Raw genomic sequence first — 14,901 nt, forward strand, 5'->3', positions numbered from 1 at the left:
CAACCGCCATTCCCCGCGTTCCACTCCGACACGCCTCCGATTCCGGAGCAGATCTCACTCCGCCGTTGCGCCCGAAGCTTCTACGACGGCGCTCCAGCGACGGCGCTCGCTCTCTGCCTGCTGCGCCATCTTCTCCGGCGTTCCGGGCGTAGCTTCCAGGCTGTTCTCCCGCAGCTTTGCCTCGAAGCCCGGCTGCGTCAGGACCTTGTTGATGGCTGCGTTCATGCGGTCGACCGTCTGCCGTGGCATCCTCGACTGCGCGACCAAACCAAACCAGACCGCGGTGGTGAGGGACGGGTAGCCCAACTCAGCGACGGTTGGCACTTCAGGGAGTTGCGGCCAGCGCTGCGCGGAGGTGACCGCCAGCGGACGCAACCTTTCACCTTTAATCTGCTGCAGAAGCTGCGGCATGTTGTCCGTGTTGAACTGTACGTCCCCGGCCAGCACGGCCTGCATTGCTGGCCCGTTGCCCTTATAGGGCACATGAACAATATCGATTCCGGTTGTAGTCTTAAGCAACTCATTCAGCAGGTGCCCCGTGCTGCCAACACCCGCGCTGGAATAAGCCACCTTACCGGGACGAGCCTTGCAGTAGTCGATCAGCCCCTTGAACGTCGTCACGGGCAGGCTCGGTGGCACGACGATGACATTTGCCGTCTGCGCTACCAATCCCACCGGCACAAGATCCGCCACGGGATCGTAACCCAGGCTCGACTTGAAGAGAAACTGATTGATCGAGATCTGGGACTGGCTGACCATCAGGAAATAGTGGTCGTCAAAGCTCGACGCGACGAAAGAGGTGACCCCCAGATTGCCCCCGGCGCCTCCCTTGTTCTCCACCACAACGGACTGCCTGAGTTCCTCGCTGAGCTGCTGCGCCAGCAGACGCGTAAGGATGTCCGTCGAGCCGCCCGCCGCATAGGGCACGAGAATGCGGAGCGGGCGGTTCGGCCAGGTGCCGGCTGGTTGCGCAAAGGCGCTCGCCGTCGCTCCCGCTCCCAGGGCCGAGGCCATCACCGTCATCACGGTACGGCGAAGGACGCGTTTGTCTTGCATGTCGCTTCCTCCTCGAAGCTCTGGCCTGTGTTCTCGTTTTTCTTAGGCAGTCGCGATCTGGCGCGAGGCCAAAGCCTTCTCCCGCAGGGCGCTGAGCGTGGTGCGGGGCGTGATCGCCTCGGGGTCGATGCGCAGCTCCAGAACCGACGCACCGTCCGCGTTCCGGGCGCGGGCGAAAGCGGCGGGAAAGTCCTCCGTGCGCTCTACCGCTTCTCCCCGCAGCCCATAGGCACGGGCAAGTAGGGCGAAGTCGGGGTTCTCGATGGCCGTTCCGTAGACGTTTCCAGGATAATTCATCTCCTGGTGCATGCGGATGCTGCCGAACATGCCGTTGTTGATGACGATAAAGATGATGTGCAGGCCGTATTGGCGCACTGTCGCCAGCTCCTGCATGTTCATCTGGAAGCAGCCATCGCCGGCAAAGCAGACCACCACGCGCTCCGGATGCATGAGTGCCGCCGCGCAGGCGGCAGGCGTTCCGTATCCCATGGCGCCACTGGTCGGCGCGAGCTGTGTGCGGAAACCGCGATAACCGTAGAAGCGATGCACCCATCCCGCATAGTTTCCGGCGCCGTTGGTGATGATGGCGTCGGCCGGAAGCACATCCCGCAGGTGGGCCATCACCTCGCTTATGTTCAGCGCCCCCGGCATGGGTGTGGGCGCGATGCTCTCCAGATAGTCGGCGCGGGCGGCCGCAGTCCAACCCTGCCAGCGTGTCGTGTCCACCGGCTCCAGTGCCGCCGCCGCTGCTGCGAAGGCCGGCATGCCCGACTGGATCGGCAGCGCCGCCTGGTACACCCGGCCCAACTCACCGGAATCGGCATGCACATGCACCAGCGTCTGTGCCGGGCACGGGGCGCCCAGCAAGGTGTAGTCCTGCGAGGTTGTCTCGCTCAGCCGGGTGCCGATCGCCAGCACGAGGTCGGCATCGCGCACGCGCCGGGCCAGAGCGGGGTTAATGCCCAGGCCGATATCCCCAATAAAATGCGGATCGTGATTGTCGATCAGGTCCTGGCGGCGGAAAGCCGTGCCGACGGGCAGGGTGAAACGGCGCGCGAACTCGGCCATCGCCTCGCATGCCCCGCGGTTCCAGCCGCTACCGCCCAGGATGACCAGCGGCCGCCGCGCTTCTGCCAGCATTGCGCGCAGGCGCTGCATATCGTCATGGCCCGGATTCGCCTGCACGGGACGATAGGCACCCGTATCAGCCACCTGCACTGTCTCGTAGAGCAGGTCCTCCGGCAGCGCGACGACAACTGGGCCACAGCGGCCAGAAGTTGCGACCTGGAAGGCGCGTGCCAGGATTTCGGGAATGCGCTCCGCCTGCTCCACCTGAACGGCCCATTTGGCAATGGCGCCGAACACGCGGGGTAGGTCCATCTCCTGCCAAGCCTCGCGGCCGATGGAGCGGCGGCTGACCTGCCCAACCAGCACCACCATCGGAGTGGAATCCTGCTGCGCCGTGTGGATACCGATGCTCGCATTCGTGGAACCGGGTCCGCGTGTCACCAGGCATACACCGGGCACGCCGCGCAGCTTGCCATAGGCCTCCGCCATATGAGCGGCTGCGCCTTCCTGGCGGCAGGTCACCAGCCGCACTTGGTCACGCGCGCCGTAAAGCGCGTCGATCACCGGCAGGAAGCTTTCACCAGGCACGCTGAAGACCGTGTCCACGCCATGGATACGCAATGCATCCACGACCACCTGCCCCCCGGTCCGCGGCGGAAGCGCGGCGGCAGGGGAATGCGAGGGCATGCTGGTCATCACGGTGTCTCCATGGGCGCCCGTGCGTCCGAGGACTGCGTGGCGGCGGCCTGCAAATACTCTGAAATGATCTCGTGCTTGCGAATTTTGCCCAGCGGCGTGCGCGGCAGCTGCGTCACGAACCGGTACTGCCTTGGAATCTTAAAGCCGCCTAGGTGCCCGCGACAAAATGCAATAAGCGCATCGGGTGCCGGTGGCGGACCATCGGCAGCGGGCACCAGAACGGCTAGAAGCGCCTCGCCATAGCGAGGATCGGGAACGCCGACCACTGCCGCCTCGGCCACCTGCGGGTGCTGCAGCAGAACCGCCTCAACTTCGCGGGTGTAGACGTTCTCACCGCCGGTGATCACCATTTCCTTCTTGCGGCCAAGCACATGCACGAAGCCTTCTTCGTCCAGCCGCCCGATATCGCCGGTCAGGAACCACCCATCACGCCAGGCGGCTGCCTGGTCCTGCGGGCGGTTCAGGTACCCGGAGGCAACTTGCGGCCCGCGCACGGCAATCTCACCCTCGCGGCCCGTCGCCACGTCACGGCCGGCATCATCCAGGAAGCGGAACTCGGTAGCCGGCAAGGGCCGGCCCGCGGCACGCAGCAGATCCGGCCGGTTCTCCCCAACCGCTCGGCGGTGCGTCGCCTCGTCCAACAGCGCGACAAAAGGGGAGGCCTCGGTCATCCCGTAGCACTGATGGAAGCCCACCTGCGGGAACGCCCTCATGGCACGCAACAGCACACCTTCATCCATGGGGGAGCTGCCATAGCTGATGAGCCGCAGGGCACGGAGCATGTAGTCGGACGGCTGCGCATCATCCAGCACCCGCGCCACCATCGTCGGCACCAGGCTCAGGATCGTGACACCATGCCGCTCCGCCGCCCGAAGCACTCTGGCCGCGCTGAAATCCGGCAGATAGACATGGCTCCCGCCGAAAAGGCTGACCACGGTGGATTTCAGGTCGGTCGAATGGAACATGGGCGCGGCATGCAGATACACATCGTCAGCGCAGGCCTGCATGACGCGCGCCAACTGCAGCGCGTTGGAAAGGATGTTGCGGTGGGAAAGCCTGACACCCTTGCCGCGGCCGGTGGTGCCGCCGGTGTAGAGCAGCAATGCGTCATCAGCCTCATGGCCGGGGTGCAGTGGAAGCGGCGTCGCGGCCGCGACGCTGACCGACCAAGCGTCCTGCGTGCCGACTCCTGCAGCGGCATCGATCACCGTGACCCGGTCGGTCCAGCCGGCCATCTCCGAGTTCTGGAGCAGGCTTTGAAGAGCGGCGTCCACGAAGAGGGCGCGGCACGCCGCGTCTTCCAGAAGCTGCGAAATCTCCGCAGGGGCCAGCCGGTAGTTGAGCGGCACCGGCACCATCCCGCTCCAATAGCCCGCATTGATCAGCAGGGCTTGCGCCACGCTGTTGCGCGCGAGGATGGCGAAGCGGTCACCAGCTCCGAGGCCCATCCGCCGCATCGCAGCGGCCGTGCGAGCGATTCGATCGACATAGGCATCCCAGCGCAGCGTGCCGGTGTCGTCACGGATGGCCATGCGCGAAGCGAAGACCTGCCCGTTGCTGCGCAGCATCCCGCCAAGCGTCGTGGTCACAGCTTGCGCTCCTTAGCGTTCCAATGGCGCTCGAGATTGCGGACCAGCTGCTCGCTCAGATGGCAGAAGGCCTGGTCGCGCGCATAGGTGGCCATGTAGGTCCGGAACTGGTCCATCGGCTCTGTCTGCACCCGGATGGCCTTACGGTTCGCCCCCGCGCTCACCATGCCGGAGCCGACCGCATTGGCGACGCAATCGCGCACGGCCTGATCAATCTCCGAGCGGGGCACGACCTGGTTCGCGATCATGCGGCCTTCCGGCGTCTCGGCACGGAAGGTCCTGTCGAACATGATGGCCTCGCGAGCCAGACGTTCCCCAACGAAGCGTGGCAGGCGCATATTCGCCGCGCCAGGAAGGATGCCCTCCTTCCGCGCAGGCAGATTGAAGTAGGAACCCTCCTCCGCGATGACATAGTCGACAACCAGCAGCAGCTGGCATCCGCCACCGATCGCGAAGGCCTCGACCACAGCGACCCAGAGCTTCTCGGTCGTCTCCTCAGGCTCGTCCATCGGCGCTTCCAGGCTGTCGGCCAGCCCTTGAGGCAGAATGCCGCGATAGATTTTGCTGTGGAGCCCGAGGTTGCGATACAGGAAGGAAATGTAGCTCTGCTTGCCCTGATAGATGCGGGTGAGATTGATGCCGGAGCAGAACACGCGCCGCCCCTTGTATTTGGGGTGATCCAGGACGCTGCCGCGCAGCACGCCCATGCGCACGCCCGGATGCAGCAGCACGAGATCGACCGCCATCTCCATCGGACCGACCGTCGTGTCGTCCTCCGAGTTCAGGTAGCGCTCGTTATGGATGTAGACATAGGCCGTCTCGCCCTCGACCTCGACACGGATCGTGCCCAGGTCGATGCGACCGTTGCGCACGAACTCGTCCAGCAAGGCGAGCGATTCCGCCTTGGGTCTCAGCATGGCGCGGACCAGGTGCAGGCCGGAGGCACGGTCGCTCATGACCTGGCTGATGAAGAGCCCCTGAGGAATCTCCATCCCATCCTTGTCCTGCTGCATCAGCTGGCTTTCCTCGGCTAGCTCGGCCTCGGTCGGCAGGATGCCGGGAAGCCGGGCTGCGGCCTCCCGCAGCAGATCGTCCACCCGCAGAGAGCGAGAGCCGCCATCGGTGATGTCGGCGTAAAGCCCGACGGCATGCCGCCGGAAGAAGTCGCGTGCCGCGGCCGCGGCCAAATGCACCAGCGCCTCGCCGCCACCTTTCTGTGCGGGGTTGCGTTGCGAACGCAGCGGCATCTCGGCCAGAAGCGAGCGGGCGCGGGCGTAGACGAGGCGCAGGGCCGCCGCATCATCCTGCAGGGAAGCGGCGGCCGAGGTATTCTGGGCACAGCGATCCAGCGCATGCAGGAAGGCCTCGAGTCCAGAGGCAGACAGGCCTGCTGCACAAAGCCGACCGGCTCGATCTTGCACGGGGATCACATCAATCATCAGAACACAGCCTCTTGGCTTTGGAGCGAGCCGCTGCAGGAAAGGAAGCTTGCGCAGGAGCGGCTTGATGCTGCCGGACGCCTTTCACTCGGCGGAGGGCAGACCTTTCCGGATCACCGGCCGGTGCGGCGCAAGCTTCGTCGACGGAGACGGGAGATCTTGAACGGCATGTTCCTCCTTCTCCCGGCAGTCGCTCGGGAACCCGCCTTTGGCGGTGTCTGTTTCGACGACCACGCTGCCGGATTGAATCGCATCAGTCAATAATCGTCCTAGTTCAATTCAGGATTTGCCCTTAGAAGTCCTGGTTCAATCGTTCAATTCCGTGGTGCATTGCACCAATGTTGCGCTTCGCTATGGGGCCGCGTAGGGGGTGATGCATGGCAGGTTCCGACCGTCTCGCCCCTTCAAAGGCCGTTCTGACCGCGTCGCCATCGCTTATCCGCAATGCGTCGCGGCCGGATGTGAGCGATCCGGATGCAGGTGCCGCATCTCATTGGCTTCCGCGTTTGCGCAGCCAGCAGGGTCCTCAGTATCTGGCGATCGTGGAGGCATTGGCACAGGATGTCGCCTCCGGCCTTCTTCCCCGCGGTAGCCGCCTGCTGCCACAGCGGGAGATGGCCAGCCGCCTGGGCCTGGCCGTCGGCACCGTGGCAAAGGCCTATGCAGAGGCCGAGCGGCGTGGCCTGACTTCCGGCGAGGTTGGGCGCGGCACCTTCGTCAATGCGCCTGCCCTGGTTGGCCTGCGGGCGGCCGGCCACCATGCGGCATCGCGGGACGCCATTCGCACGATCGATATGAGCCTCAATGTGCCGCCGGATACGGGTGATGCCGCGCTGGTAGAGAATGCCCTGCTTGAGGTCGGGCGGAGCGGCGAACTGGCCGAGCTACTCGGTTATTTGCCCCATGCCGGGCTCGCGGCGCACCGCGCCGAGGTCGCTGCCTGGATCGCCCGAGATACGGGCCTTTCAGTGCCGGTAAACCGACTGTTCCTGTGCAACGGGGCACAACACGCCATCGCCGTCGCAATGATGACGGCCCAGCCCCCGGGCGGAATCCTGCTGACGGAGGCGGTTACCTTCCCCGGCATCGTGGGACTGGCCGAGCGGCTCGGCCATGCGCTCCATGGTGTTCCGATCGACGGCGAGGGACTGATCCCCGAGGCGCTGGATGCTGCCTTCACCGCCACCGGCGCTCGTCTGCTCTACTGCATGCCGACGCTGCAGACCCCCACGGGCACCATCATGTCGGAGGCACGGCGCAATGCGGTCGTGTCCGTACTGAGGCGGCACGACGCCCTCGCTATCGAGGACGATGTCTACGCCTTCCTCTCGCCGGGTACCGTCCCGCTGGCGGCCCTGGCGCCGGAGCGGGTGCTCTATGTCAACAGCCTCGCGAAATGCGTGGCACCCGGCCTGCGCATCGGTGCCCTGTCAACGCCTGAGCATCTGCGCGAGCGTGCTGATGGCGCTTTCCGGAGCACCGGCTGGATGGCATCGCCGCTGGCGGCTGCGGCTGCGGTGCACCTGCTGCGCTCCGGTGGCGTCGCGACGCTATCCGAGCGTAAACGCGTTGTGGCGGAGGAGCGCTCCCGTCTCGCGCGCGAGATACTCGGGCGCTGTGTCGCAAGCCTCTCGGGGGCGGCGCCCGCCTTCCATCTCTGGCTTCCGCTCTCGCGGCCGCCGGCCGAAATCATCACGGAGGCCGCGGCAAGCGGCGTCATGCTGGCCTTGCCGACGGAAGCACCGGGGGCCCCCGCACCGCGCGGCCTACGTATCTGCTTCGGCGCGGTCGAGCGGGCTCAGGATCTGCGCCGTGCCTTCGAGGTCCTCGCCGAGATCCTCGACAGGAACAACGGCCGCGCCCTCGTATAGGACGGGCCGTTAAGCTCTCTGCCCCCTCTGGGCCGCCCGCATTCCGGTGCTACGCCGACGGAAAGCCGTAAAGCCTCTCCGGGTTGCGGGTGAGGATCCGCTGCCGCGCGGGTTCAGGCGTCCAGTCCAGGAAGACCTCCAGCAGCCGCGCAGCATCAGGCACCGGTCCTTCCGGGCGAGGATGCGGCCAGTCCGTACCCCACACCAGGTTGTCCGGATTGGCGGCGACCAGGGCCTCATGGAAGGGCCGCGCCTCGGCATAGTCCGGCGCCGTCGCCCCAAGGCGGTAGGTGCCCGAAACCTTGGCCCAGAGAAGCCCCTCCGCGACACCACGCCGCAGCGCCTCAAAGCCCGGGTCGCTCGTACCACGGCTATGGTGCAGCCGGCCCATATGATCCACGACGACCGGCATTCCCAGGCGAAGGAGACGGGGCATCAACTCCGGCAAATCCGCCGCATCGAGCCAGAGCTGAAGATGCCAGCCCATCTCGGCCATCATCGGCGCAAACGGCTCGATCTCGGAAAGCCGGACGCCCCCGTGATAGGCGGCCTGACCCGCCCGGCGGTATTCATTGGCGCGCAAGCCTCGGATGCCGGCCGCGTGCCATTCGCGCAGGATAGCGGGGGTCAGTTCCGTACCGCCCACACCCACGCCGCGCAGCCGATCCGGCGCCCGGCGCAGGGCATCGAGAGTGGCGCTGTTATCGCGGTCATAGGCGCTGGGCTGCACGATCACGCCCCGGGCCAGTCCAAGCCGGTCCAGAAGGGCGAGATAGTCCTCCAGCGGCGCATCATCCGGCGTGTAGGAGCGTGGCTCGGCATAGGGAAAGCGCGATGCCGGACCAAAGACATGGCAGTGGCAATCGCAGGCGCCGGGCGGAATGCGGGGGTCGGGTGTGCTCATTCCGGCTTGATACCTGCAAGATCGGCCGCGCGCTTGGCATCACGGGCCTGGTGTTGAAGAAAGGCCATGAAGCCCTCGGGCGTCTGCTCCGCACCGGATGCGACCTCGGAGCCCAGCCCTTCCAGTTTAGCGCGCACAGCCGGATCACCGGTGACCGCCGCAACCGCGTCCCGCAGGGCGGTGACGACCGGCGTCGGCGTGGCGCGCGGGGCGAACACCCCGCAATAACTTGCCGCGACGAAATCGGGCACGCCGGATTCGATGAAGGTCGGAACCTCCGGCAGGAAGGGCGAGCGCCGCGCGGAGGCGATAGCCAGGATGCGGCCTCTGCCTTCCTTGTGCAGGGGAAGCGCGGTCGAGAATTCAGTGAACATTGCGCGGATATTGCCGGCGATGAAATCGGGCACGATCGCACCGCCGCCGCGATAGGGAACATGTATCAGCGCGGCGCCGGTCGCGCTGTTGAACAGTTCCAGCGTCAGATGGGCTGTGCTGCCCGCGCCCGGCGTACCAGTGGTGAAGCTCCCGGGCTCCGCCTTCGAAAGCTTGACGGCCTCGGCCAAGCTGGCGGCACGGGCGTTCTGGTTCACCATCAGCACCAGCGGCACGGCATTCACCAGGGTTACGGGGATGAAATCCCGCAACGGTTCATAGGGAAGCCGCGCCTGGACCAACGGGTTGACGGTGATCGGACCGTTCGAGCCGGCGAGCAGCGTGTAGCCATCGGGTGCTGAACGGGCGACCTGTTCCGCGCCCAGGCTGCCGCCGGCACCGGGGCGGTTATCGACCAACACGGTCTGGCCGAGGCGCTCCGAGAGCGGCGGCGCAAGCAGGCGGCTTACCACATCAATGTTGCCACCCGCCGCATAGGGCACAACGAGGCGGATCGGGCGCTCGGGCCAGGCGGCCAGGGCGGTACGGGGTAGCGCGGCGCCAGCGGACAAACCCGCCAGCGCCAGGACCTGACGACGGCTCAGCATGGCCGGCCGGCCGGCACCACGGGCAGGTTCCACCTTTGGCAGGTTTTCATTGCGTTCGTTTCCTCCAGTTTGAACCGATCATAGGCCGCCACGCTTCTGCCTTGGCAACCCGTCCAACGGTTCCATGCCGCCTCGTCACTGGACCGGCGTCCGGATCGTCCTCCTGGCGCCCGTTAATCCGCCCGGATCGCGGCGGCCCGGATCACCTCACCCCAGCGTTGACGGTCGGCCGCAATCGTCGCGCGGAAGGCCGCCTGGTCCTGGCCCAGCACTTCCATGCCGTTCTCGGTGACGCGCTTCTGGAACTCGGGCGATGCGGTGACGCGCGCCAGGGCCGCATTCCAGGACGCAACGAGGGCATCGGGCAATCCGGCAGGGCCGGCCAGCCCGATCCAGTTGCTCACATCGAAGCCCGGCAGGGTGTCATGGACCAGGGGCGCATCGGGGAAGAGCGGCGAGGCCCGCTTGCTGCCGAAGGCCAGCAGCCGCAGCCCACCATCGCGGATCTGCCCGACAAATTCCGGGAAGTTGCCGAACATCATGTCCACCCGGCCAGCCGCGATGTCCACGATGGCATTGGACCCGCCGCGATAGGGAACATGGGTCATGCGGATGCCCGCCTGCCGACAGAAGAGTTCACCAGCCAGGTGCTGGCTGGTGCCATTGCCGGTGGAAGCATAGGTCAGCTTGTCCGGGTTGGCCTTCGCATAGGCGATCAGCTCCGGCACTGTCTTGAACGGGGCACGCGGCGTGACCACCAGGGCATTGAGCACGCTCGCGATATTGGCCACCGGGGTCAGGTCACGCTCCATGTGGAGCGGCATGGGCTGGCCGGGCAGCTGTGGCAGTACGACATAGGCGCTCATCGCCGCGACATAGAGGGTGTGGCCGTCCGGCGGCGCCTTCGAGGCCGCCTCGGCGGCGATGAGTCCGGAGGCGCCCGACCGGTTCTCCACCACCACATTCTGCCCGAGAACGGGGCGCAGGGAGTCAGCGGTCAGTCGCGCGACCAGATCCACCGCGCCGCCCGCCGAGAAGCCGACGAGCAGGCGGACGTCATGATCCGGGAAAGCCGCCCAGGCCATGGAAGGCAGAGCAAGCGCACCCAGTGCGCCGAGCGCGGCACGCCGGCCGATCACCATGCTGCGGTGGCCCGCTGCGGCGCCGGCGCCCGGCAGGATGCCGTGATCGAATTCCATCAACGATTTCCTCTTAATCACTCAAGGCGCATCTCTGCGCGGGTGACGACATCGCCCCAACGCGTACGCTCCGCGATGATGAAATCGCGGAAGGCTTCAGGGGTGCCGGGCGCGGCCTCCGCCCCCTCGGCTTCCAGGCGGGACTTCAACACCTCACCACGAAGGGCTCGGGCGGAAGCCTGGTTCAGCCGGTCCACAATGGGGCGCGGCGTTCCGGCGGGCGCCAGCAGCCCATACCACTGCGTCGCCTCGAAGCCGGGAACACCCTGCTCCGCGATGGTCGGGATATCGGGCGCGGCGGGAAGGCGATGCAGCGATGAAATGCCGAGGGCACGCAACATCCCGGCCCGCACGGGTGGCAGGGCGGGCGGGCCGCCGGTAAGGGTCAGGTCGATGGTTCCGCCGATCAGGTCATTCATCATCGGCGCGGTCCCGCGATAGGGAACGTGCTCCATGACCGTGCCGGTGGCCAGGTTGAAGGCCGCCATGGCGATATGTGCAGCCGAGCCGTTGCCGCCGGACCCGAAGGATAGCGAGCGGGGCTTCTGCTTCGCCTGGGCAATCAACTCGCCGATGCTGCGGGCCGGCACCTTGCGCGGGTTCACCACCATCACGTTCGGCACCACCGCTGCCAGGACGATCGGCGCGAAGGACTCGACGGTGTCGAAGGTCAGGTTGCGATACAGGAAGGGATTCACGGCCAGCGTGCCGATATGCCCCATGAGAAGCGTATAGCCGTCGGGCTGCGCATGGGCCGCGGCCTCGGTTCCGATCGTGCCGCCGGCGCCGCCGCGATTTTCCACCACGAAGGGCTGCCCGAACTCGGCCTGAAGCTCCGCCGCCAACGCGCGGGCGATGATGTCGGAGGAGCCGCCGGGGGTGAAGGGCACGATGATGCGGACAGGGCGGTCCGGCCAGCGGGCCTGGGCAGCCGCCACCCGGGGCAGCGCAGGTAGCGCGAGCATCCCGGCCAGGGCCGCACGGCGTGGCAGGGCAGCAATCATTGCCGCATTACCAGGGGGCCTGGGCCCATGCATCGCGCTCCCTCCTGCCGATCTCCGTCGGATCGGCGGCCAACCTAGGCGGGGTCACACCAGGGCATCTCATCACTTCTTCCGCTTGAGCTATAAGGTGACGGAATATCGCCCCGGAGCGCCCCATGACGGTCCGCCGCTACCTCGACCAGCGCCTGAAGCTGCACCACCTCCGAGCGGTAGACGCGATCATGGCCCAGCGGAGCCTGCTCAAGGCCGCCGCGGTGATTGGCGTCAGCCAGCCCGCCCTGACCAAGACCCTGCGCGAGCTGGAGGACATCCTGCAGCAGCGCCTTTTCGACCGCCTGCCCCGCGGGGTGCGGCCCACCGAGGCCGGCACCCTTCTTGTGGAATCCGCGCGCCGCATCCTTGCCGAACTGCGCCGGCTGGACGAGGCCCTGGACCGCATCGCCGATCCCGAGGGCGGCACAGTGGCCATCGGCACCCTTCCCGTCGCTGCGACAGGCGTTCTGCCTGGCGCATTGACGCGGCTGAAAACACAGCATCCGGGAATCGCCGTCCGGTTGGACCAGGGCCGCACGGAGGACCTGCTGCCCAAGCTCGCCGCCGGCGAGATCGACCTGATCGTCGGCCGCCTCTACGAACCCGCCATGCCCGACGGCTTCCTGCGCGAGCCGCTCTGGGAGGAGCCGATCTCCATTCTTGCCCGGGCCGAGCATCCTGTCTTCGCCATGGAAAGGCCCAGCCTGGAGGAACTGCGCCGCTACGAGCTGATCCTGCCCACTGTCAGCCAGCGCGTAGGACAGGAGATCGAGATCCAGTTGGAGACCTTGGCCCTGGCCCCGGCCGCCTCTCTCCGTTCCAGCTCCTACGGCTTCATCCGGGAGATGCTGCATGCCAGCGACCTGATCTCAGTGATGCCGCGCCTGATGATGGCGGGCGACCTGCTGCGGGGTACGCTTCGGGTGGTGCCCTTGCCTGTGCCGGCGCCGCCCCGCCCGGCCGGGCTGATCCTGCCGCGCGACCGCCCCTTGCCGCCCGCCGGCCATGCCTTCGTCGCCTGCCTGCGCGCCTATGTCTCGGAAATCGGGCAGCGTGGCCTGGCCGCTATAACCGAGACGAATATGAAACTCGGGAAAAGAGATAGGACTTCCGGCAGGAAAGGAGCTTAGGTCCCTCCCCACAATTCCGGCGTGCCGGCAAGAATGCCGTGGCCGCGGATGGGAGGAACGGCCCCATGATGGCACCGCAGAGCCGTGCGCGGCACGCCCCGGCCATGGATTAGGCCCATGGATACGCAGCAGACCCCGGCCGCGCTGCGCGCGGCCATCGCCACCTATCCCCGCACCCGCGCGCTGAAGGAGGGCCAGGTTCCCTCCCCGCTTCTCCGCCTGGATCTCGCCGATATCCCCGTCATCAGCCGCGCCTTCGCTCCCATGGTGCGCGAACTGCGCTTTGATGTGTCGGAAATGGCGATCGCCACCTTTCTGCAGGCCCGGGCCATGAACCGCCCGCTGGTGCTGCTGCCCGTGGTGCTCGCCGCCCGCTTCCAGCAATCCGCCCTGCTCTGCCGCGCGGACAGTGACATCCGGAGCCCCGCCGATCTCGCTGGCCGCCGCGTGGGCGTGCGCGCCTACAGCCAGACCACGGGCATGTGGATACGCGGCATCATCGCCGAGGAAGGCGGCCCCCGCCCATCCGACAGCCGCTGGGTCACCTTCGAGGATGCCCATGTCGCCGGCATCGCAGACCCGCCCTTCGCGGAGCGCGCCAGGCCCGGGCAGGACATGCTGGCCATGCTCCGCGCGGGCGAACTGGATGCGGCGATCGTCGGCAATGACGCGCCGGATGATCCCGCCTTCCGCACCGTCTTCCCCGATCCTGCGGCGGCGGCCGAGGCCTTCTGGCAGCGCCACCAGCTCGTGCCCGTGAACCATATGGTGACCATGACGCGTGAATTGGCGCAGAGCCGGCCGGATCTGGTGAAGGAGCTACTGCGCATGCTGCGCGCCTCCGCCGCGCCGGTTCCGCCCGGCGACCGCGGTCCACCCCCGTCCAGCCGCACGGAGCTGCGCCCGGTGATCGAGCTCGCCCTCCGCTACATGACGCAGCAGGAGATGCTGCCGCGCCCGCTGACCGTGGGCGAGGTCTGGGACGGCCTGCCGGAGGGCGTGGAATGAACGACCAGGAGAAGACTGCCATGCCGCGCTTCGCGATCATCGGCTTCGGTGAAGTGGGCAGCATCTTTGCCCGCGACCTGCGCGCGGGCGGCGCGACGGAAATCCATGCCTTCGACGTGCTCGATGCGGCACGCGACCGGGCCCGCGAGTTCGGCGCAACGGTGCATGCCACGGCCGCCGAAGCGGCTTCCCAGGCGGATATCGTCTTCGTCCCCGTCACCGCCGGCTCCGCCCTGGCGGCGGCGCAGTCCCTGGCGGGTGGGCTGGGCCATGCGCCCTATGTGGTGGATGTGAACTCCGTCTCTCCGGCCACCAAACAGGCGGCCGGGCGCGCGGTCGAACAGGCCGGCGGGCGTTACGTGGAAGCCGCGGTGATGAGCAGCGTGCCGCCCAAGGGCCTGCGCTCCCCCATCCTGCTTGGCGGCGCCCATGCGCGGAGCTTCATGGCCCTCATGGCCCCTTTCGGCATGGACCTGACCTTCTTCTCCGAGGAAGTCGGCAAGGCCTCCTCCGTGAAGATGTGCCGCAGCGTCATGGTGAAGGGCCTGGAGGCGCTGACCACGGAATGCATGCTCGCCGCGCGCCATTACGGCGTGGAGAAGGAGGTACTCCAGTCCCTCTCCGACACCCTGCCACATGAGGATTGGCGCGGCCTGGCCCGCTACGTCATCAGCCGCGCCCTGATCCATGGCAAGCGCCGCGCGGAGGAAATGCGCGAGGTCGCCCGCACCGTGCAGGAGGCGGGCCTGGACCCGCTGCTGAGCGCCCCCATCGCTGAACGGCAGGACTGGGCGGCGGCACGGGGCCGCGAAATGGGCAAGGCCGCACTCGCCACCACGGATCTGGGCGCGTTGCTCGACGCCCTGGCCGCCACGATGCAGCACAAGGCCGCCGCGGAATAAGAAGGCCGACCAGGGTCAC

12 protein-coding genes are annotated in these 14,901 nt (G+C 67.1%); 4 read left to right on the top strand and 8 right to left on the bottom strand.

The window, feature by feature from the left end; genetic code table 11:
- Window positions 1–54: 54 nt before the first annotated feature.
- Genes ACO1BU_RS09910 through ACO1BU_RS09925 form a run of 4 tightly spaced genes read right to left on the bottom strand, consistent with a single transcriptional unit; the run spans window position 55 to window position 5,851 of the window.
- Window positions 55–1,056, bottom strand: a complete 1,002-nt coding sequence (locus tag ACO1BU_RS09910) for a Bug family tripartite tricarboxylate transporter substrate binding protein (protein ID WP_424135775.1) — start codon at window positions 1,054–1,056, stop codon at window positions 55–57.
- A 42-nt stretch (window positions 1,057–1,098) separates the two neighbouring features.
- Window positions 1,099–2,820: a thiamine pyrophosphate-binding protein gene (locus ACO1BU_RS09915; RefSeq protein WP_424135776.1), complete on the bottom strand. Its 1,722-nt coding sequence runs from the start codon at window positions 2,818–2,820 to the stop codon at window positions 1,099–1,101.
- Window positions 2,820–4,412: a class I adenylate-forming enzyme family protein gene (locus ACO1BU_RS09920; protein ID WP_424135777.1), complete on the bottom strand. Its 1,593-nt coding sequence runs from the start codon at window positions 4,410–4,412 to the stop codon at window positions 2,820–2,822. The genes ACO1BU_RS09915 and ACO1BU_RS09920 overlap by 1 nt, the downstream gene beginning before the upstream one ends.
- The gene (locus tag ACO1BU_RS09925; protein ID WP_424135778.1) at window positions 4,409–5,851 is read right to left on the bottom strand and encodes an enoyl-CoA hydratase/isomerase family protein; all 1,443 of its coding nucleotides are present in this window, start codon (window positions 5,849–5,851) and stop codon (window positions 4,409–4,411) included. The genes ACO1BU_RS09920 and ACO1BU_RS09925 overlap by 4 nt, the downstream gene beginning before the upstream one ends.
- 506 nt (window positions 5,852–6,357) lie before the next feature.
- Between ACO1BU_RS09925 and ACO1BU_RS09930 the strand changes: the two genes are divergently transcribed.
- Window positions 6,358–7,722: an aminotransferase-like domain-containing protein gene (locus ACO1BU_RS09930; protein ID WP_424135779.1), complete on the top strand. Its 1,365-nt coding sequence runs from the start codon at window positions 6,358–6,360 to the stop codon at window positions 7,720–7,722.
- Window positions 7,723–7,771: 49 nt separating this feature from the next.
- On the opposite strand, the gene ACO1BU_RS09935 is transcribed toward ACO1BU_RS09930, so the two are convergent.
- The 4 genes from ACO1BU_RS09935 to ACO1BU_RS09950 form a co-directional block, all read right to left on the bottom strand.
- Window positions 7,772–8,626, bottom strand: a complete 855-nt coding sequence (locus tag ACO1BU_RS09935; protein WP_424135780.1) for an amidohydrolase family protein — start codon at window positions 8,624–8,626, stop codon at window positions 7,772–7,774.
- On the bottom strand, window positions 8,623–9,606 hold the full coding sequence (locus tag ACO1BU_RS09940; RefSeq protein WP_424135781.1) for a Bug family tripartite tricarboxylate transporter substrate binding protein: 984 nt from the start codon (window positions 9,604–9,606) through the stop codon (window positions 8,623–8,625). The genes ACO1BU_RS09935 and ACO1BU_RS09940 overlap by 4 nt, the downstream gene beginning before the upstream one ends.
- 173 nt (window positions 9,607–9,779) lie before the next feature.
- Window positions 9,780–10,805 carry a Bug family tripartite tricarboxylate transporter substrate binding protein gene (locus ACO1BU_RS09945; RefSeq protein ID WP_424135782.1) on the bottom strand — a complete coding sequence of 342 codons (1,026 nt, stop codon included), beginning with the start codon at window positions 10,803–10,805 and terminating at the stop codon, window positions 9,780–9,782.
- A gap of 17 nt (window positions 10,806–10,822) precedes the next feature.
- Window positions 10,823–11,842 carry a Bug family tripartite tricarboxylate transporter substrate binding protein gene (locus ACO1BU_RS09950; protein ID WP_424135783.1) on the bottom strand — a complete coding sequence of 340 codons (1,020 nt, stop codon included), beginning with the start codon at window positions 11,840–11,842 and terminating at the stop codon, window positions 10,823–10,825.
- Between the two features lie 122 nt (window positions 11,843–11,964).
- Between ACO1BU_RS09950 and ACO1BU_RS09955 the strand changes: the two genes are divergently transcribed.
- The 3 genes from ACO1BU_RS09955 to ACO1BU_RS09965 all read left to right on the top strand — a co-directional run bounded on the left by ACO1BU_RS09955 (window position 11,965) and on the right by ACO1BU_RS09965 (window position 14,882).
- Window positions 11,965–12,972: a LysR family transcriptional regulator gene (locus ACO1BU_RS09955; RefSeq protein ID WP_424135784.1), complete on the top strand. Its 1,008-nt coding sequence runs from the start codon at window positions 11,965–11,967 to the stop codon at window positions 12,970–12,972.
- 117 nt (window positions 12,973–13,089) lie between these two features.
- Window positions 13,090–13,980, top strand: coding sequence for an ABC transporter substrate-binding protein (locus ACO1BU_RS09960; protein ID WP_424135785.1), 891 nt, complete (start codon window positions 13,090–13,092; stop codon window positions 13,978–13,980).
- Window positions 13,977–14,882: an NAD(P)-dependent oxidoreductase gene (locus tag ACO1BU_RS09965; RefSeq protein WP_424135786.1), complete on the top strand. Its 906-nt coding sequence runs from the start codon at window positions 13,977–13,979 to the stop codon at window positions 14,880–14,882. Before ACO1BU_RS09960 ends, ACO1BU_RS09965 begins: the two co-directional genes overlap by 4 nt.
- Window positions 14,883–14,901: the final 19 nt, after the last annotated feature.

It is taken from the genome of Roseomonas chloroacetimidivorans (genome assembly GCF_049629625.1).
Classification (GTDB): Bacteria; Pseudomonadota; Alphaproteobacteria; order Acetobacterales; family Acetobacteraceae; genus Roseomonas; species Roseomonas chloroacetimidivorans.

What these genes read in the sequence shown, in the direction of transcription:
- ACO1BU_RS09935 (WP_424135780.1), bottom strand. Translation starts at nt 8,626, where the DNA reads ATGAGCACACCCGACCCCCGCATTCCGCCCGGCGCCTGCGATTGCCAC.
- ACO1BU_RS09955 (WP_424135784.1), top strand. Translation starts at nt 11,965, where the DNA reads ATGACGGTCCGCCGCTACCTCGACCAGCGCCTGAAGCTGCACCACCTC.
- ACO1BU_RS09960 (WP_424135785.1), top strand. Translation starts at nt 13,090, where the DNA reads ATGGATACGCAGCAGACCCCGGCCGCGCTGCGCGCGGCCATCGCCACC.
- ACO1BU_RS09925 (WP_424135778.1), bottom strand. Translation starts at nt 5,851, where the DNA reads ATGATTGATGTGATCCCCGTGCAAGATCGAGCCGGTCGGCTTTGTGCA.
- ACO1BU_RS09910 (WP_424135775.1), bottom strand. Translation starts at nt 1,056, where the DNA reads ATGCAAGACAAACGCGTCCTTCGCCGTACCGTGATGACGGTGATGGCC.
- ACO1BU_RS09940 (WP_424135781.1), bottom strand. Translation starts at nt 9,606, where the DNA reads ATGCTGAGCCGTCGTCAGGTCCTGGCGCTGGCGGGTTTGTCCGCTGGC.
- ACO1BU_RS09965 (WP_424135786.1), top strand. Translation starts at nt 13,977, where the DNA reads ATGAACGACCAGGAGAAGACTGCCATGCCGCGCTTCGCGATCATCGGC.
- ACO1BU_RS09950 (WP_424135783.1), bottom strand. Translation starts at nt 11,842, where the DNA reads ATGCATGGGCCCAGGCCCCCTGGTAATGCGGCAATGATTGCTGCCCTG.
- ACO1BU_RS09945 (WP_424135782.1), bottom strand. Translation starts at nt 10,805, where the DNA reads ATGGAATTCGATCACGGCATCCTGCCGGGCGCCGGCGCCGCAGCGGGC.
- ACO1BU_RS09915 (WP_424135776.1), bottom strand. Translation starts at nt 2,820, where the DNA reads ATGACCAGCATGCCCTCGCATTCCCCTGCCGCCGCGCTTCCGCCGCGG.